Raw genomic sequence first — 17,828 nt, forward strand, 5'->3', positions numbered from 1 at the left:
GGTTGGGCACGGCGGGTGAAGGAGAGGCCCCGATCACTCGGGTCGCACCGGGTAACGTTCACCTTTTTCGGTGATCAGGATCAACCGGCCATTGTTGCGCACGTACAGATCGCAGCGGTCGAACCCGTTGCGGTACTGCACACAGATGCTGCCATCAGCGGCGATCGAGTAGGTTCCGAAGGCCGTTCCGCCGCCATTGACCGCCGAATAAGTATAGGAATAGGCCCCACCGGCCGAGTATTTCGACTGCCCGTCGTCATAGAAAGTCAGCGTCCGCCCGGCCAGCGCGTCCAGTTCAGCGGGGCTCAGGGGGACATCGCCGGGGCGGGTGACCCATTCGACAGCCCAGAGCGGCGAGGCGGCGCAGGCCGCGGCAATCAGCAACAGGTGTTTCATGCAGCCAGACTAGCCCGGCCCGGCCCGATCGCGGAATAACGTTGCGGTGAGCGGTCAGGCGACCATCTGCTCGGCCTTCTTCAGATCGACCGAGACCAGTTGGCTGACGCCCTGTTCCTGCATGGTCACGCCGAACAGACGGTCCATCCGCGCCATGGTCACCGCGTGGTGGGTGATGATCAGGAACCGCGTGTCGGTCTGGCGGCACATCTCGTCCAGCAGATCGCAGAACCGGGTCACGTTGGCATCGTCCAGCGGCGCGTCGACCTCGTCCAGAACGCAGATCGGTGCCGGGTTGGCCAGGAACACGCCGAAGATCAGCGCGGTGGCAGTCAGGGTCTGTTCCCCGCCCGACAACAGGCTGAGGGTCGACAGCTTCTTGCCCGGCGGCTGGCACATGATCTCGAGCCCCGCATCCAGCGGGTCGTCGCTCTCGACCATCACCAGATTGGCCTCGCCACCACCGAACAGATGCTTGAACAGCATGGCGAAGTTCGCGTTGACCTGTTCGAATGCAGTCAGCAGGCGCTCGCGGCCCTCACGGTTGAGGCTGGCGATGCCGCTGCGCAGCGCCTTGATCGCCTCTTCCAGATCGGATTTCTCGCTGTTGAGCGTGTCGAACTCCTCCTGAACCTCCTTGGCGTCCTCCTCAGCGCGCAGGTTCACCGCACCCATGGCATCACGCTGACGCTTGTGGCGGTTCACCTCAGCTTCCAGGGCATCGGCGGCGGGCATGTCGTCGGGGTTCACGTCCAGCTGGTTCAACAACTGGTTCGGGGTCAGTTGCTGATCCTCGGCGATGCGCTCGGCGGCGGCGGCGACACTTTCCTTGGCCGCCTCGAACCGCGCCTCGGCCGCGGCGCGGGCTTCGCGCGCCTCCGAGGCCTTGCGCTCGGCCTCGCGTTCGGCCAGCACGGCCTCGCGTTGCAGCGCTTCGGCCTGGGCCAGCTTGTCGGCGGCCTCGGCGCGGCGGGCCTCGGCGGCCTCGATCATCTCGTTCAGCTCTTCGCGTGCCTCGGCGATCTCGGCGGGCGCGGCCATCGCCTCGGTCAGCTCTTCCTCGGAACTGGCCTTGCGCTCGGCCAGCTCGGCGATGCGCTTCTCGGCGGTTTCCAAGCGGTGTTTCCAACCGCTCAGGTCCTTGGCCACCTCCTGCGCGCGGCGGGTGCGGGCCTCGCCCTCGCGGCGCAGCTCGTCATGGGTCGAGCGGTGCGTCAGCATGGTGATCCGCGCGGCCTCGACCGTCTGCTTGATGTCCTCGACCCGGGCGCGGGCGGTGTCCAGATCGCCCAGTTCGGCCAGCGCGGCCTCGGCCTCGCGCAGCTGGGCGCGGGCCGCCATCGCATCCTGCTTGTGGCGGTCGACCGCAAGCGTCAGGTTCTCCAGCTTGCCCTGCGCCAGGTTGCGGTCGGCCTCGGCCCGGCTGAGCGCGCGGGCCGCTTCGGCCATGCGCTGATCGGCGGCGCGGCGGGCCTCGCGGGCGCGGCGGTCGGCCTCGGTCACCTCGGCCAGTTGTCGCGACAGGGCCTCGTGCGCGGCGCGAGCGCCGGCAGCCAGCGCTTCGACCTGCGCCAGCTGCTGTTTCAGCGCCTCAAGCTTGTTGAGCTGCTCGAGCCGCAGCGCCGCGGCGCTGGGGGCATCCTCGGCCCAGGCGCGGAACCCGTCCCAGCGCCACAGATCGCCCGAGCGCGATACCAGCCGCTGGCCGGGTTTCAGCAAGGGTTGCAGCCGCGCGCCCTGATCTGCGTCGATCAGGCCGATCTGCGCGATGCGACGGCTGAGGCGGTCCGGCCCCGAGACGTGCAGCGCCAGCGGCTCGGCCCCGTCCGGCAACAGCTGATCGGCATCATAGCCCAGCACCTGCACCCAGCCCGACGGGCCATCGCCTTCGACCAGCGGGGCGCGGAGGTCATCCGCCAGCGCGGCCCCCAGCGCCTTTTCAAAGCCCGGCTCGACCCGCAGCAGGTCCAGCACCTGCCCGCCCTCGGCGGTGTCGCGCTCGACCAGCTTGGCCAGCGCGGTGGTCTCGGCCCGGATCGCGCCTAACTCGCCCTCGGCCTCGGAGCGTTGAGCGCGGGCCTCGGCCTCGCGCGCCTGCGTTTCACCGCGCAGTTCGTCGGCGGCGGCCAGTGCTTCCTCGGCCGCTTCGGCGGCCTCGCGCGCCTCTTCCTCGGCGGCTTGCGCGGCCTCGAACGCTTCGTCGGCGCGGGTCAGCGCGGCGCGGGCCTCGGCAACGGCCGCGCGGGCCTTTTCCTCTTCGGCCTCGGAGCGTGCCAGCGTCTTGCGGCTGTCCTCGACCAGGCGCTGCGCCGATTGGTGACGCGCGACCAGGCGGGCGGTGTCCTCGGTCTCCTGCGCCAGCAGATCCTCGCGCTCCTGCAGAACCGCGGCGGCTTCGCGGGCGATTTCGGCGGCTTCGGCCAGCTTGTCGTCATGGCCCTCGGCGGCCTTGGCCAGTTCGCGGGCCTCCCATTCCAGCCGTTCGATCATCTCGCCGGCGTCGCGGTTCAAACCGGTTTCACGCTCGATGTCGCGGCCCAGTTGCTGGATGCGGGCGGTCAGGGTTTCGATGGTCTGGCGCGCGCGGGTTTCCTGATCGGACAGCTGATCGCGCTGTACCTGCTGGCGCTGCAGGACGGCGGCGGCGATGGCTTCCTCCTCGCGCAAAGGCGGCAAGGTTTCTTCGATCTCGGCGCGTTTCGCGCTGGCGGCGCGGGCTTCAGCCTCGGCGCGCGCGGCTTCGGTGGTGCGGTCGCGCAGACGCTCTTCGGCCTGCTGTCGGGCCATGTCGGCCTCTTTCCAGCGGCGATACAGCAACATGCCCTCGGCCTGGCGCAATTGCTCGCCGATCTCGCGATACCGCGCGGCCTGACGGGCCTGCCGCGCCAACTGCGCCAGCTGCGTGCCCAACTGTTCCAGCACGTCATCGACGCGGGTCAGGTTGGCCTCGGTGCCCTTGAGCTTCAGTTCGGCCTCATGCCGGCGCTGGTACAGACCCGAGATGCCGGCGGCCTCTTCCAGAATGCGGCGGCGGGCGCGGGGTTTGGCATTGATCAGCTCAGCGATCCGGTTCTGCCCCACCAGCGCGGGGGAATGTGCGCCGGTCGAGGCGTCGGCAAAGAGCATCTGCACATCGCGGGCGCGCACGTCCTTGCCGTTGGCCTTGTAGGCGCTGCCCACGTCGCGGGTGATGCGGCGCACGATCTCGATCTGATCGCTGTCATTGAACCCGGCCGGGGCCAGACGTTCCGAGTTGTCCATGGTCAGGACGACCTCGGCGAAGTTGCGCGCCGGACGGGTGGCGGCACCGGCAAAGATCACGTCCTCCATCGCACCGCCGCGCATCGATTTGGGGCGGTTCTCGCCCATCACCCAACGCAGCGCCTCGAGCAGGTTGGACTTTCCGCAGCCGTTGGGCCCCACCACACCGGTCAACCCGTCCGCGATGATCAGATCGGTCGGGTCGACGAAGCTTTTGAAGCCGGTGAGTTTGAGTTTGGTGAAGCGCAAAGGCCGATTTCCATGATTCCCGTTCCTTGAAAGTCTGGACAAGGGAAGGCCCGCGAGTCAACGCAGTTGCGCAGGATATGGGATATCGGGCCGAGTTATCCACAATATCTTGCTGATTTGGGCGGAATTGCGCAGAGTCAATAAGGCGAACACTCGAACACCTGGTATCCGGTGTCCGACCCGCTGTCATAGGTTCCGAAGTCAATGCATTCATAGTTGGTCGGCGTGACCGCAGCCAACAACAGCCGGTCCGACGCCCTGCGGTCGCAGGCGAGGATGCCCACGGTCACCGCCGCGTCGCCCAACACATCGGCGACCGGACAGCCCGAGACCTGGGCCATGGCCAATGCGGCCCGATCCCGGATCGGCCCCAGCCGCGGGGCATATTGGCTGTTGACGCGGACCGCCTCGGCCAGGTCACCGCGCAGGCGCACGTCGAACACGCTGCCGTTCACGGCCACGCGGGTTGCGGGCAGGTCGCGGAAATGGGTCGTACCGGCCGAGCAGCCGGCCAGCACCAGCAAGGCGAAGAACCGGATCATGCCGCAGCTTTGCGGCAAAATGGTTAACGAAAACTTTCCCGCGCTCAGCCGCCCAGGACCGCGCCCAACCGGGCAATACCCTCGGCAATCGTGGCCTCGTCCGAGTTGGAGAAACTCAGCCGGATCGTGTTGGCGCCGCTGCCATCGGGGTGAAAGGCCTGTCCGGGCACAAAGGCGACCTTGACCGTCTCAAGCGCGCGGGCCAGCAGTTGCGCGCCATCCGAGCCGGGCGGCAGGGTCAGCCAGATGAACATGCCCCCCTCGGGCCGGGTCCATTGCACGCCTTCGGGCATGTGCCGTTCCAGCGCCGCCAGCATCGCGTCGCGGCGCGCACGGTAGGTTGCGCGCACTTTCGGGATGTGGCTGTCGAAACAGGTTTGGGCCACTTGGTGCACGGCCATCTGGTTGATGGTGGCCGAATGCAGGTCGGCGGCCTGTTTCATCAGCACAAGCTGCGCGATGACGGGCTGCGCCGCCACGACCCAACCCACCCGCAACCCGGGCGACAGGGTCTTGGAAAAACTGCCACAATAGATCGTCCGGCAGGCTTGCAGATCGCCCTTCCGCGCCAGTTCCAGCGCAAGGATCGGCGGTATCGCCTGCCCGTCATAGCGCAGGGCCTGATAGGCGCCGTCCTCGATCAGGGCGCAGTCCAACTCTTCGGCCAGATCCAGAAGGGCCTCGCGCCCTTGCCGATCGACGGTCTCGCCGGTCGGGTTGGCAAAGTCGGGCGAAAGATACGCGTATTTGACCGCCCCCGGCCCCGCCGCGCCCCGGTATTGCGCCGCGCCCGCGTTGCCGCCTGCGCGCAACCGGTCAAAGCGTGGCTCATAGGCGTTGAACGCCGCCAAAGCCCCCAGATAGGTCGGCCATCCGACCAACGCCGTGTCGCCCGGTGACAGAAACAGCTTGCCCAGATAGTCCAGCGCCTGCTGCGAGCCCGAGGTGATCAGAACGTCGTCGGGGCCGCAGTCGATGCCGATCTGGCGCATGTGGCCGGCGATCCATTTCCGCAGCGGCATGTACCCTTCGGACACAGAATACTGCAACGCCTGTGCGCCGCTGCCAGCCCCAAGCGCCTGTTGGAATGCCTGAGAAAACGCCTCGGCCGGAAAAAGCGCCGGGTCGGGGATGCCGCCGGCAAAGGAAATGATGCCGGGTTGATCCAGCAGTTTCAGCAGCTCTCGGATTTCGGATGCCTTCATTCGCGCGGCGCGCGTTGCAAATAGCTGGTGCATGGGCCGAGCCTCCTCCGCTGGGTCGGACTGACGCTATGACCTCTGCGCTTAAAGTCAATAATACTGACCTAGTGTTTCAGCCAATGTGATCGCGGCCCGTTCTTGCGCGGGCCGGGCATGTGTGGTCATATGATTTGACCAATTTTCAGCGATGATCCGATGCCCTTTCAGAAAGTCCAGACCGAGAAACTGTCCCTGGCCGTGGTCAAACAGATCGAGTTGCTGATCCTGCGCGGGATCCTGCGCCCCGGCGAACGCCTGCCGTCCGAGCGCGAGTTGGCCGATCGGCTGGGCGTGTCGCGCCCGTCGCTGCGCGAGGCGATCTCGCAACTGCAGGAGCAGGGCCTGCTGACCGCCAAGGCCGGATCAGGCATCTATGTGGCAGAGGTTCTGGGCTCGGCCTTTTCGCCGGCGCTGATCCGTCTGTTTAGCAGCCATGACGAGGCCGTGTTCGATTACCTGTCGTTCCGCCGTGACATGGAAGGACTGGCAGCCGAACGCGCCGCGCGGCTGGGCTCGGACAGCGACCTGAAGGTGATCCAGGCGATCTTCGACAAGATGGAGGCCGCCCATGCCCGCAACGCGGCCGATGACGAGGCCCATCTGGACGCGCAGTTCCACATGGCGATCATCGAGGCCAGTCACAACGTGGTGATGCTGCACATGATGCGGTCGATGTTCGATCTGTTGCAGCAGGGCGTGTTCTACAACCGCCAGATCATGTTCCACCAGCGCACGACGCGCGACGCGATCCTGAACCAGCACAGGGCAATCAACGCAGCCCTTCAGGCCCGCGACCCCGAAGCCGCCCGGCAGGCGGTGGAACAGCATCTGAGCTTTGTCGAACGCTGCATGGAAGACCAGCAGAAGGCCCGGCGCAACGAACTGATCGCGCGGCAGCGCCTGGAACATGAGACGGGCGTATCCTGACGAACGCGCAAAGCCGGGCTATGGCTGTGCCTGACTGATCTTCTCGTAGAGCGCAGCATATTGCCGTGCGACTACAGGGAACGCATACGAACGCACGGCATGTTCGCGGGCTGCCGCGCCCATTGGCGTGATTCTTTGATCCCGGTGGGCAACTTGATGTTCCAAAACGGCATCAATACACTGGGCCAGTTCCTGGGCGTTGAACGGCTTGGCCAGACGCCCACATTGGGAATTCGGAACCAGATCGGGCAATCCGCCGATCTGGAACCCTGCGATGGGTATGCCGCATGACAGCGCTTCGACCCCCGTATTGGGCAGATTGTCCTGACGGGACGGCAGCGCGAACACGTCAGCGCAGGCGTAGGTCATTCGCAAGTCTTCGGGGTCTGCGAGTTTTCCGGCGATGTGAACCGGAAACGGCAGATCGGCATCATGCGCGTCCGCGCCGAAAACAAGCGCCCTAACATCGGGCCGTGTTTCGCGAAGGATCGACAATGCTTCCTGAAGGTACCTGAATCCCTTACGCGGGTCGTCACCGCCGCCCATTGCCCCAAAACCGACAACCTCAACATCCGCGGGTAGCCCCAGACGCGCACGCGCTTCGGCTCGCGACGCGGGGCGCCAGGTTTCAGTATCGATTGCGTTCGGTATCACCGCAGTGGGCCAATTCCGCATCAGCCCGCTTTCCCGCGCGCAGTCCGCAAGCCACTGGCTGGGGGCAACAATATGGAACGGCCGCTTCCAGAACTTCCGTTTTTTCTTCCAGACGCGGAGCTTCAATGCTTCGATAGTACCGGGCTTGGCAGCTTGATATCCGTCCTGCCATCCGTGTCCTTCAGTATAGTGCTCCGCACCACAGAAGGGCCACATATCGTGCATCGTCCAGACCACAGGATGGGAAAGGCCGCCGATTTCGGGAATTGACATGAAGTCGGAATTTACCCAATGCAGGTTCAAAACCTGTCTGGATTGGCCGTTCAAATGGCGTCCTAGCCCGGATTGCACCATCGCGAGCGACAGCAACCCGGCAGCTTGCGCTTCATGCTTGCGCCTGAGGTGTCTCGCATATTCCCGCTCGACGATCCGACGAAGGGTCCGCCTGCGTTCAAAGATCTGGATGCCCGGACCGGGCTGCCCGCCCGCAACGGTCATCGCCGAGTTCGCACCACTGGCCCGCAATGCAAGATGCAGTCTTCTGGCCGCAATCGCAGCTCCTCCCTCCGAGCTGCTGAAACTGATGTGGTTTACCTTGAGCACCGCAACTCCATATGTCCGGCTTGAAATCTCGTCGCGTGCCCTGGAATCATGAGGCTTTGTTCCGCCCGTATTCTGGCACATAACGCACGCGAAAGAGGCACGTCAGCCCTGTTTCTCGTGCAGGTACAAATAGTCGGTAGTGCCATTTCCATAGACGCAGACATACCCTGCCGCCCTGAGTGCCTTGTCTGCGGCATCAACGCGCTGAAAGGCTTTCTTTCCGGGCCGGTTGAGTTCGTCGTATTCGACGCAGATCTGCCGAGGCCGCAGCCCGTCCGCCAGAATCTGCTTAAGAACCTCGACTTCCGCTCCTTCTATGTCGAGCTTCAACAGCTGAACTTCCTCAACCGGAATTGCGTGATCGTCCAGTATTTCCCGCAATGTACCGGCCTGGACCATCAGGTGATCGGTATCCTGAAGATAATCGTTCTGGAAATTGACGATCGAGTGCGACACATGCTCGGGGTTCTCGGGAAGAAAGAAACGCAGTGTCTCGTTGCGGCACCAAAGGGCGCGATCGACCATTATCAGGTTGTCTTCACTGCAGGTGCTCAGGTCGTAAGCTTCAACGGGCTGTGAACCACCTGGAACGTAGCCCGTTTCCCCCCCTTGGCCGAAACGCTTTTTCATCGCGCCAAAATGGGCCACGGCCCGAGGCGTCGGATCGATGATCACGACCCTTGCGTTGAAGCGGTTCGCGAACTCGACGTCGAAGGACGCGTCCTCTCCAAGACCAGCGCTGACGATCGTGCAGCCCTGCAGGCTCTCGTCCTCGTGGAAAGTCCAGCCACCATAGTCAGAGCCGGGTGCGACGCGGCGCAAACCGTGCCTGGCCCGAACCGACTGCAGCTTGTGCCGCTTGTAGCGCTTTTCGCGAAGCCAGTTTCTAACGCGCTTTATCATCTTCCCCTCGTGGACATGAGCCTGCCGACAAACCTGTTGAGCTTGCGCCTGAGCTTTTCCAGTTTGCCGGGTTTGGTCAGGTAATACAGTTTCACCTGCTCCACCGCGTCGGTGTTTTCCGAAATCTGCGTTGGAAAATTCGGGGCAACATCTGTATTCAGGCGGACGCGCGTGTAGGATTTATTCACCACGCCGTGACTGCCGGATCCATCAAAACCAATGTTCTCGACATAGGAAAAATATGGCGACAGGCACAATCCGCGATTCCGGAAAATGGTCGCGTACCAGAAAACCGCCCATGTGTTCAGCTCCCCGGTCTGGTTCGCCAGAACCTGTGACCAATAGTCCTGTGCCCCGTCGAGGTTGAAGCGGGCGATGTCCGCTTCTGAAAACTCATCCACCAGCGCGTCAGGGCCGCGGCTGAAATGCGCCCAACGGTCCGCCCAGGTTGCCCATCCCCAGCAACTCATGAAACGCCAAAGATATGCGCCCTGCGCTCGGCGAAAGGCAGGCACGTCCTCATTGTAGCCGGCAATATGCCAGACCGCGTGCTCGTCCTTGTAGCGGTCCAGCGCAAGGTTCATATAATGAAGAAAGGCTGGCGACGTGAGTATATCATCCTCGAGAATGATCGCGCGGCCATGCTCCGCCATCATCTGCGAAACACCCTCCTCGATCGATACGGCCAGCCCTGCATTCCGGTCACGTCGGCGCAGCTCGATACTGGCAAAGCCCCGCTGCGTTTCGGCCACCTGCGCAACAGCGTCAACAATCGGCTTTTCGGCATCATTGCGGGGGCCGTCGATGAATACGGTCAAGGATGTCGACGCGGCCAAGGGCGATTGGGCCAGGGCGTCCAACGTCCGCCGCGTATGTTCGGGTCGGTTGAACGCGAACACGCACACAGGGGCGGGATCAACAATCTTGGTATGTCCGGATGTCATCGTACCTCACCGAAACGCCACAAGCTGACTGCCCTGAATCAACAGACAATGACACGGGCTACAAGCAAAAAAACCCGAAAGCAGGCAGCTTTCGGGTTTTGGAAATTGAGATTGGGTCACGCCGAACAGCTCAGTGCAGCTTGTCACCGACCTCGGAGATCGCCGAGTCAATCAGCTTGTTGGCTTGCGCCGCAGTCATCTGCTTGGCCAGCACGGACTTGGCCGCCGCAACGGCCGCAGTAACAGCCTGGTCGCGCACTTCCTTCACCGCCGAGGCCTCGGCCGATGCGATTTGATCCTGTGCGGCAGCCAGACGACGCGCGATGGATTTCTCCAGATCCGCCTTTGCCTGTTCGGCAGCCAGAACCGAATCTTCCTTCGCCGCGGCCACGATGGCTTCGGCCTGAGTCTGAACTTCGCGCTGCTTGCGCTCGTATGAGGCCAGCAGGCTGCGCGCTTCTTCATGCAGGGCACGGGCCTCGTCCAGCTCGGCCTTGATGCCTTCGGCGCGGTTGTCCAGCGCCCCGCCGATCATCGACGGAACCTTGAAATAGAACAGGACCGCGATGAACACGATGAAGCCCAGCGTCACGACGAAGTCGGTGTTCGCCAGCGAGAAGAACGGGCCGCTTGCGGCCAGCGCCGGGCTGGCGAAGCCTGCGGTCAGGATAAGAGCAAGTGTATTCCGCATGTCACTTATCCTTTCATCTGTGCGCTGACGGCACTGCTGATGGCTTTGGCATCCGCCTCGCCGCCCAGCGCAGTCACCAGTTCGGCCGCCGTATCGTTGGCAACCTGTTGAATGCTTTCCAGCGCTCCGGCACGGATTTCGGCAATTGCCTTCTCCGATTCTGCCGCCTTGGCCGCGATTTCCGCATCTGCCTTGGCAATCGCATCATCCAGGTCCGCCTGGATTTCGGCGCGCGCTTCGGCTGCGATCCGCTGAGCCTCGGCACGGGCATCGGCCAGCGCCTTGTTGTAGGCTTCTTCGGCCTCGACCGCTTTGGCCTTCAGGTCTTCGGCCGCGGCCAAGTCATTTGTAATGGTCCCCTGACGCTCGGCCAGGATCGCCGCGATGCGCGGCAGGGCCACGCGGGACAGGACCAGAAAGATGACGACCAGCGTAATGACCAGCCAGAAGATCTGGTTGGGGAACCAATCGAAGCAGAGCTGCGGCATTCCGATGGCCGAGCCATGGGAATCGACGCATTTGCCGACTGCTTCTGCAGCTATGGGTTCTGTCGCCATGATGTCCTCCGTCGGAACGTTGTCTTTACAACAGGTGGGCCGCTATGGCTTGGGCCCACCTGCGCGTAAGGATCAGGTTCCGCAGATTATACGGCGAACATCAGCAGCAGCGAGACCAGGAATGCGAAGATCCCCAGGGCTTCTGCGAATGCGATACCGATGAACAGGGTTGCGGTCTGCGAAGCAGCCGCCGAAGGGTTGCGCAGAGCGCCGGCCAGGAAGTTGCCGGCCACGTTGCCCACCCCGATTGCGGCCGCGCCGGAACCGATTGCTGCCAGGCCTGCGCCGATGTGTGCGAGATCGCCTTCCATGATGTATCTCCTTACGAATTGGAAGTTTCGATTTTGGGTTATCGTTCCTGTGCCGGGGTCACGCCCCGATCAGTGATGCGGATGCAGAGCGTCCTTCAGATAAACACAGGTCAGAATGGTGAATACGTAGGCCTGAATGAAGGCCACCAGGACCTCGAGGCCGTACATTGCAGTGATCGCCAGAACGGACACGGGCGAGATCACGGCGACCGCGGCGAAGCCGGCGAAAACCTTGATCACGGCGTGGCCCGCCATGACGTTGCCCGCAAGACGAATGGAGTGGCTGACCGGGCGCACGAAGTACGAGATCAGCTCGATGATCGCCAGGATCGGGCGCAGCGCCAGCGGCGCGCTGGACACCCAGAACAGGCTGAGGAACCCGGCGCCGTTCTTGACAAAGCCCAGAACTGTCACGGTCAGGAACACGGCCAGCGCCAGCGGAATAGTGACCGCGAAATGCGATGTCGTGGTAAACGAGGTCGGGATCAGGCCCAGGAAGTTCGCGGTGACGATGAACATGAACAGGGTCATGACATACGGGAAGTATTTGACGCCTTCCTTGCCACAGATGTCTTCCAGCATCTTGTAGATGAAGCCGTAGGCCAGCTCGGCGATCGACTGCATGCGGGTCGGAACGATGGCGCGCTTCGAGGTGCTCAGCACCAGCAGGCCGATGATGGCCAGAACCGCGAAGAACAGCCACAGGGTCACGTTGGTGGGCGTGTACCAAGCCATCTCACCGCCGAAAAGCGGCTTGACGATGAACTGGTCCATCGGATGGAAAACCAGGCTGCTGCCTTCTGCTGCGGTGGTCTCGGTCGCCACGTTCAGTCCCTCTCGTCCTTCTCGGCCTGTGTCGAGGCCGCTTGTTTCTCTTGAGCTTCTTGCGCGCTGCGGAGCATGACCTTCACGCCCGCGACAAGGCCCAGCAATGTGAACAGCACCAGGAAGATCGGGATCGTCCCGAACAGGCTGTCCAGCCCGTACCCGATGCCAAATCCGATCCCCAGACCGGAAACCATCTCGATGACCATCCGCCAGGCCAGCTCGCCCCCGGATATGTCAGCGTCCGCACGAGGTTTCGGCGCTTTGGCCTTTTTTGCCGCGTCGATCTTGGCCGTAAGCTGCGTCAGGCGCTGCTTTGGGTCGTCATCGGTCACGGGCGTTTCCCTCGCACAGTCTTGGCGCAGTTGCTAAGCGGCCTCGCGCGCAGAGTCAACGCTGTTGATGGCTCCAATTGACGCAGCTTAAGTCTATGCTTTCAAATGAATTTTATGGACACGTTCTGACTGACGATCGGGCCGCGAACAAACCATGCCGCTGGAAACATCGGATTCCACATATTCAACCAAATGGTTGACCAAACTTTCCCGCTGTGGTTCAGCGGGGTCATGTCCGATGACCTCGATACCGTCTTTGCGGCCCTGGCCGACCCCACGCGGCGCGCGATACTGGCGATGCTGCTCGAGGATGACATGGCCGTCACCGACGTGGCCCAGCCGTTCGAGATGTCGCTGGCGGCGATCTCGAAGCACCTGACGATCCTGACCCGAGCCGGGCTGATCAGTCAGGAAAAGCGTGGCCGGGTGAAATGGTGCAAGCTGGAACCCGACGCCCTGCGCGCGGCCTCGGTCTGGATGCAAGGGTTCGGGCAGTTCGAACCCGTGAATCTGGATGCGTTCGAGCTGTTCCTAGAAAACCAGCTTTCCGCGGGTGATGAGGCCTAGCGCACCACGAAGACCGACATGCTGGCATGTTTGGCCAGGTATCCGGCATGGCTGGACAGGATGAAGTCGGTAATCCGCGGCGCATGGGTGCCCACCACGATCAGGTCGGCACCGATCTCTTCAGCGGTGCGGGCCAGGTCACCATCCACTTCGACCGCCACATCCACCGAATGAATGTTGCGGAAATCAACTTGCGCTCCGCTAGCTTGGGACAACTCGTCCGCCAGATCGGAAAGATGGTCCTTGATCGCGGTTTCCGTTTGCGTGGGGTCCCCGGGCTGGTTGCTTGTCACGCTGACGATGGTGATCCGCGCCCCCTGCCACCGGGCGACCTGTGCCGCGACTTCAGCCGCTTTGCGCACTTCGGGTGGCAGATGCAGATCGACGGGAAACATTATGTGTTTGAACATCAGTCCCTCCTTTCACGCCGACAGCTTAGCGGCTTTGACATAACCGGCCCTTGATGTGGCTCAATCCAAGAGGATCAGCCTTGCTGGCTGTACTCGACCCCTGTGACCACGCCGCTGGGATCGGCGCGGCACAGCCATGGGGCCTGAGCGCCAGCCACTATGACCTGTGTGACGGTCCCCGCCGGCTCGGCAGTTGTCGACAGAGCCTGGACATCCGCGGGGCTCCGGTTTGCCTCAGCAGCAACCAACGCCTCGCAGCTGGCTTGAAGGGTTGAATTGTCGGCGGTGTCCTGCGTACACCCAAAAACCAGCATTAGCGTGGCCGAGGCAATCAATCTGTGCATGTTCCGGTCCTTTCGGAGTTTGCCTCACCCTGACACGAACGGGCGCTTTGGCAAAGGTCAGTCCGGCGCGGTTTGTTGCCGAGCCATCCCCAGGTCATCCCCTTTCAGCAGCAGCACAAGGGCAAAGATCGTCAGCCCGATCCCCACTAGAACCAGAAGGCCCGGCGCCGGCTGGCCCAGCGCGATCTGCCAGATGATCACCCAGCTGGGCGTCAGGTAGGTATAGGCCATGACCTTGGCCGATGGCAGCAGCAGCGTGGCGTATTGCAACAGAACGAAGGTGGCGGCGCTGGCGCAGATGGCGACATAGAACAGGCCGATCCAGACGATCGCCGGCAGGTTGACCCAGTCGGTCGCGCGGATGTCGGACCAGCCGAACACCGTCAGCACCGCGCACCCGGCCACCAAAGTGCCGAAGGTGAACACGACCGGCGGCTCGCCCCGGTTCAGCTTGCGCACCATGGGCGTATAGATCGCATGGGCCACGCAGCCCCAGAAATAGATGATCTCGCCCCGCCCGATCTCGAAGGCGCGAAAGGCCAGCCAATCGGCGCGGAACACCACCCACAGCGCGCCAACCGCGCCAACGCTCAGCGCAAGAGCCATGTGCGGGGTGGTGATCTGGCGCAGCAATACCCACCCCGCCGCCGCCGACAAGATCGGCGTCAGGGTGAACACCGCCGCCGCGCTAACCGGCGGCGCGGTCTTCAGCCCGTAGAACATCAGCACGAAATAGGCCGAGAACAGCCCGCCCAGCACCAGATAGCGCCACGGCGCACGCGCCGCGCTGCGCGGCAGGCCGGTCGTCATCAGCGCCGCGATGCCGATCACCACGCCGGCAATCGCGAACCGCGCGGCGTTCAACGCCGCCGGCGCGATCTCGTTGGCGATCATCGAACCCAGCGAGAAACTGCCCGCCACCAGCGCCGAGAACACCAGCATGGCCAGATGGCCACGCGCCTGCGGGCTCATGGCAGCCAGTCCTTGGCCTGCTCCTTGAGGAATTTGAGAAAGGTCTGCACCTTGTTGGTGCGGTGCAGGTCCACATGGGTCACCAACCACAGGTTGCCGGCCCATTCCGGCAGCGGCTCCATCACTTCCTGCAACTGCGGATGGCGGGCGGCCTCCCACCGGGCAATGAAGCCGATCCCCGCCCCGGCCAAAACCGCCTCGGCCACGGTGAAGTTGTTGGAGCAGCGGAAGGTGATCGCCTCGGCCGGGACATTGGCGCGCAGCCAGCGCGAAAAAGGCGCGCGGCTGTTTTCGTCATCCGCCCCGACGAAGGCGTGGTTGGGGAAATCCTCGACGCCCGCAGGCAGGCCGCGCCGCGCGATGTAGTCCTGACTGGCATAAAGCCCCACCTCTTGCGTCATGAAGGGCTGCACCACATTGTCCGGCTGGTCGGGGACCGCACCGGCGCGGATGGCCACATGCGCCTCGCCATATTCCAGTCGGAACAGGCGGTCGCCGGTCAGATAGCGCACGATCAGGTCGGGATGGTCCTGCTGGAACGCGGTCAGCGTGGGCACCACCAGCGGCGCCAGCGAGGCCAGCGAGGTCACCACCAGCTCGCCCGAGACATCGTCTCCGCGCCCCTTCAGCCGCCCGACCAACTGGTTAAACTGATCCTCGGTGGCCTGGGCCACGCGCAGCAGATCCTCGCCCGCCTCGGTCGGGGTGTAGCCGCGCGCGTGGCGCTGGAACAGCTTGACCTTCAACCGGGCCTCGATCGCGTCGATATGGCGGATCACCGTAGCGTGGTGCACCCCCAGAACCTCGGCAGCGCCGCTGACCGTGCCCATGCGCGCAACCTGATAGGCGGTGCGGACCTCGTCCCAATTGTCCATGACAAAACCAATTCTGTGCAATTTCCAACAATGCCTGTTGATTTATCCCAGTTTCGTTCGCTCACGCAATACTCATATTGGGCTCAGACGCAAAATCCGAACCCTGAGAAGGACCCACGCCATGACAAAGACCATCCTGCATATCGACGCCTCGGCCCGCCGCACCGGCTCGGCCACCCGCGACCTGTCGGCCCGCATCGTCCAGCACCTGGGCGCCAGCCGCATCATCCGCCGCGACCTGGCCACCCCCCTGCCACTGCTGACCGAGGACTGGATCACCGCCAACTTCACCCCCGCCGATCAACGCGACGCCACCCAGCGCGACCTGCTGGCCCTGTCGGACGAGTTGGTCAAGGAACTGCAGCAGGCCGACACGGTGGTGATCGGGCTGCCGATCTACAATTTCTCGGTCCCGGCCGCCTTCAAGGCCTGGATCGATCTGGTCGCCCGTGCAGGCCTGACGTTCTCGTATACCGAGAATGGCCCCAAAGGCCTGCTGGAGGGCAAGCGCGCCATCCTCGCCATCGCTTCGGGCGGTACCGCAGTGGGGTCCGAGATCGACTTTGCAACCGGATACGCCCGCCATGTTCTGGGCTTCATCGGCATCCATGACGTGGATGTGGTGGCCGCTGACCGCATGGCGCTGGACCCGGAAGCAACTCTGAGCAACGCCCAGAAAGCCGTCGCCGAACTGGCCGCCTGATCCGGCCACTGGCCATCCCCGGTCAAACCGTCCAATCTGTCCCCGAGCGGGATCGGCAGATTGGACGGTTGTCATGAAGAAGATCGGAATTTTGGGCGGGGTCGGCTGGGCGTCGACAATAGACTACTACCGCGCCATCGCCGAGGGCGCCGGACGCCATTTTGCAGACCGTGGGCACGGATCACCGCTGCCTGTTCCTCCGATGACCATCGAGTCCGTCACCCAGGCCAAAACCCGCGCGCTGCGCGGAACCGCCGGCGACGAAGCAAGCTGGGCCGCGTTCGATGCCGTTTTCCGCGATGCACTGCTGACGCTTGAGCAGGCGGGATGTGATTTCGGCATCATCGCCTCGAACACACCTCACGCCCGTTTGCATGCGATCCGGCAGGGCGTGACCATCCCGATCCTGAGTATCTTTGATGCAACCGCCGTGGCAACCAAAACGACAGGCGCCAAAAGCGCGCTGGTGCTGGGAACCTCGGTCACGATGCAAGCGCGCCACTATGCGGAACGGCTGGCGGCTGAAGGCATCACAGCCAATGACCGACTTCCCGAGGACCAGATCGCGGAAATGCAGGCCATGATCGACACCGAGTTCTACGGCGGTGCCTCGGCCAATGCCCGCGGCCGTCTGCTGGCATTCTGCAATCGGCACGCCGCCCCCGGAACCGCGATCCTGCTGGCCTGCACGGAATTGCCGCTGGCCTTTCCCCAACATCTTGATGACCCGGTTTTTGAGGCCGACGGGCACCTGTTCGTCAATCCCTCGGCCGCCCATGTCGCCGCCGCGTTGAAAGAGGCGCTGAGCGAATGATCACGGCAGCCAGGTGACCTCGCACCCGATCCGGTCGAAGAAGGCCATCAGGTCGTCGCGCGCCATGGCCACCGTCCGGTCGTTGACCAATGGATGCATATAGATCACGTCCGCGCGCTGCGCCGCGTGGTCCATGAAGAACCGTACACCGTTGCCAACGCCGTTTATCATGGCCAGCGGGCTGACCGCGCCGGGACGGATGCCGAGGTTCTGCATCAGCCGATCCGCCGACCCGAAGGACAGGTTGCCTACACCCAGTTCGGCGCCCAGCGCCTTGAGGTCGATCTCGCGGCTTTGTTCCAGCGTCACCAGGTAGTTCCGCTTTTTCTTGTCGCGCAGATACAGGTTCTTGAGCCGCAACGCGTTTTCGCCCGGCACCATGAACTGATCTTCGACCGCCTTCGACTCTTCGACCGTCCGCAGCGGGACGTGGCTGTGCAGACGATAGGGCAGCCCCCAATCGTCCAACTGCGCCAGCAAGGCGTCCGAACTGAGCGGCAATGAGTCCTGAAAGGCGGATGAGGCGTCCATGGTCTTCTCCCGAATATCGCGCCAGTGATGGCCGACGGGGCCAGACGATGCAACCCGGCAAGCGCGGATGGTTGACTCAGGCGGCTAATGGGCCTAAACGCCAACGCAACATCCGGAAGCGTCTGTTCTTCCGGTCCCTTGAGTCGTTCAGGGATCGCCCCCCACCAGCGAGT

The 17,828-nt window shown here is 63.5% G+C and carries 21 protein-coding genes; 4 read left to right on the top strand and 17 right to left on the bottom strand.

The window, feature by feature from the left end; all coding sequences use genetic code 11:
• Positions 1 to 33: 33 nt before the first annotated feature.
• From ACR0MM_RS16720 to ACR0MM_RS16735, 4 genes are all read right to left on the bottom strand, one after another.
• A complete protein-coding gene (locus tag ACR0MM_RS16720) occupies positions 34 to 396 on the bottom strand; it encodes a hypothetical protein (protein ID WP_170421791.1) in 363 nt (120 codons plus the stop codon).
• A 54-nt stretch (positions 397 to 450) separates the two neighbouring features.
• On the bottom strand, positions 451 to 3,906 hold the full coding sequence (locus ACR0MM_RS16725) for a chromosome segregation SMC family protein (protein ID WP_480697453.1): 3,456 nt from the start codon (positions 3,904 to 3,906) through the stop codon (positions 451 to 453).
• Positions 3,907 to 4,043: 137 nt separating this feature from the next.
• Positions 4,044 to 4,448 (bottom strand): hypothetical protein, encoded by a 405-nt coding sequence (locus tag ACR0MM_RS16730; RefSeq protein ID WP_480697455.1) that lies wholly within the window; start codon positions 4,446 to 4,448, stop codon positions 4,044 to 4,046.
• A 44-nt stretch (positions 4,449 to 4,492) separates the two neighbouring features.
• Positions 4,493 to 5,686, bottom strand: coding sequence for an aminotransferase-like domain-containing protein (locus tag ACR0MM_RS16735; RefSeq protein WP_480697457.1), 1,194 nt, complete (start codon positions 5,684 to 5,686; stop codon positions 4,493 to 4,495).
• Positions 5,687 to 5,845: 159 nt separating this feature from the next.
• On the opposite strand from ACR0MM_RS16735, the gene ACR0MM_RS16740 reads away from it, so the two are divergent.
• Positions 5,846 to 6,616, top strand: coding sequence for an FCD domain-containing protein (locus ACR0MM_RS16740; RefSeq protein ID WP_480697459.1), 771 nt, complete (start codon positions 5,846 to 5,848; stop codon positions 6,614 to 6,616).
• 18 nt (positions 6,617 to 6,634) lie between these two features.
• Here the strand turns inward: ACR0MM_RS16740 and ACR0MM_RS16745 are convergent, their stop codons facing one another.
• From ACR0MM_RS16745 to ACR0MM_RS16780, 8 genes are all read right to left on the bottom strand, one after another.
• Positions 6,635 to 7,873, bottom strand: a complete 1,239-nt coding sequence (locus tag ACR0MM_RS16745) for a glycosyltransferase (protein WP_480697461.1) — start codon at positions 7,871 to 7,873, stop codon at positions 6,635 to 6,637.
• 102 nt (positions 7,874 to 7,975) lie between these two features.
• Positions 7,976 to 8,776, bottom strand: a complete 801-nt coding sequence (locus tag ACR0MM_RS16750) for an FkbM family methyltransferase (protein ID WP_480697463.1) — start codon at positions 8,774 to 8,776, stop codon at positions 7,976 to 7,978.
• Entirely contained in the window at positions 8,773 to 9,720 is a 948-nt protein-coding gene (locus ACR0MM_RS16755; RefSeq protein WP_480697465.1) for a glycosyltransferase family protein, read from the bottom strand. Before ACR0MM_RS16755 ends, ACR0MM_RS16750 begins: the two co-directional genes overlap by 4 nt.
• A gap of 130 nt (positions 9,721 to 9,850) precedes the next feature.
• On the bottom strand, positions 9,851 to 10,411 hold the full coding sequence (locus tag ACR0MM_RS16760; protein WP_093965218.1) for a F0F1 ATP synthase subunit B: 561 nt from the start codon (positions 10,409 to 10,411) through the stop codon (positions 9,851 to 9,853).
• A gap of 5 nt (positions 10,412 to 10,416) precedes the next feature.
• Positions 10,417 to 10,968 (bottom strand): F0F1 ATP synthase subunit B', encoded by a 552-nt coding sequence (locus tag ACR0MM_RS16765; protein WP_170343394.1) that lies wholly within the window; start codon positions 10,966 to 10,968, stop codon positions 10,417 to 10,419.
• Between the two features lie 86 nt (positions 10,969 to 11,054).
• Positions 11,055 to 11,279, bottom strand: a complete 225-nt coding sequence (locus tag ACR0MM_RS16770; protein WP_005981269.1) for a F0F1 ATP synthase subunit C — start codon at positions 11,277 to 11,279, stop codon at positions 11,055 to 11,057.
• A 69-nt stretch (positions 11,280 to 11,348) separates the two neighbouring features.
• Positions 11,349 to 12,104, bottom strand: a complete 756-nt coding sequence (locus tag ACR0MM_RS16775; protein WP_093965215.1) for a F0F1 ATP synthase subunit A — start codon at positions 12,102 to 12,104, stop codon at positions 11,349 to 11,351.
• 2 nt (positions 12,105 to 12,106) lie between these two features.
• The gene (locus ACR0MM_RS16780) at positions 12,107 to 12,439 is read right to left on the bottom strand and encodes an AtpZ/AtpI family protein (protein ID WP_480697467.1); all 333 of its coding nucleotides are present in this window, start codon (positions 12,437 to 12,439) and stop codon (positions 12,107 to 12,109) included.
• A 231-nt stretch (positions 12,440 to 12,670) separates the two neighbouring features.
• Here ACR0MM_RS16780 and ACR0MM_RS16785 point away from each other — a divergent pair, with 231 nt between their 5' ends.
• Positions 12,671 to 13,006: an ArsR/SmtB family transcription factor gene (locus ACR0MM_RS16785; RefSeq protein WP_480697469.1), complete on the top strand. Its 336-nt coding sequence runs from the start codon at positions 12,671 to 12,673 to the stop codon at positions 13,004 to 13,006.
• On the opposite strand, the gene ACR0MM_RS16790 is transcribed toward ACR0MM_RS16785, so the two are convergent.
• The 4 genes from ACR0MM_RS16790 to ACR0MM_RS16805 form a co-directional block, all read right to left on the bottom strand.
• The gene (locus ACR0MM_RS16790) at positions 13,003 to 13,416 is read right to left on the bottom strand and encodes a universal stress protein (protein WP_170407924.1); all 414 of its coding nucleotides are present in this window, start codon (positions 13,414 to 13,416) and stop codon (positions 13,003 to 13,005) included. The two genes, ACR0MM_RS16785 and ACR0MM_RS16790, sit on opposite strands and share 4 nt — an antisense overlap.
• Positions 13,417 to 13,490: 74 nt before the next feature.
• Entirely contained in the window at positions 13,491 to 13,760 is a 270-nt protein-coding gene (locus ACR0MM_RS16795; protein ID WP_170407922.1) for a hypothetical protein, read from the bottom strand.
• A 57-nt stretch (positions 13,761 to 13,817) separates the two neighbouring features.
• On the bottom strand, positions 13,818 to 14,732 hold the full coding sequence (locus tag ACR0MM_RS16800; RefSeq protein WP_480697472.1) for a DMT family transporter: 915 nt from the start codon (positions 14,730 to 14,732) through the stop codon (positions 13,818 to 13,820).
• Entirely contained in the window at positions 14,729 to 15,607 is an 879-nt protein-coding gene (locus ACR0MM_RS16805) for a LysR family transcriptional regulator (protein WP_480697474.1), read from the bottom strand. The genes ACR0MM_RS16800 and ACR0MM_RS16805 overlap by 4 nt, the downstream gene beginning before the upstream one ends.
• Positions 15,608 to 15,728: 121 nt before the next feature.
• Here ACR0MM_RS16805 and ACR0MM_RS16810 point away from each other — a divergent pair, with 121 nt between their 5' ends.
• Both ACR0MM_RS16810 and ACR0MM_RS16815 read left to right on the top strand, forming a co-directional pair.
• Positions 15,729 to 16,310, top strand: coding sequence for an FMN-dependent NADH-azoreductase (locus tag ACR0MM_RS16810; protein WP_170366227.1), 582 nt, complete (start codon positions 15,729 to 15,731; stop codon positions 16,308 to 16,310).
• Between the two features lie 73 nt (positions 16,311 to 16,383).
• Positions 16,384 to 17,124, top strand: a complete 741-nt coding sequence (locus tag ACR0MM_RS16815) for an aspartate/glutamate racemase family protein (RefSeq protein WP_170442024.1) — start codon at positions 16,384 to 16,386, stop codon at positions 17,122 to 17,124.
• On the opposite strand, the gene ACR0MM_RS16820 is transcribed toward ACR0MM_RS16815, so the two are convergent.
• The gene (locus tag ACR0MM_RS16820) at positions 17,125 to 17,655 is read right to left on the bottom strand and encodes a prolyl-tRNA synthetase associated domain-containing protein (protein WP_170392258.1); all 531 of its coding nucleotides are present in this window, start codon (positions 17,653 to 17,655) and stop codon (positions 17,125 to 17,127) included.
• Positions 17,656 to 17,828 lie beyond the last annotated feature (173 nt).

Source organism: Ruegeria sp. BC6, from assembly GCF_056539185.1.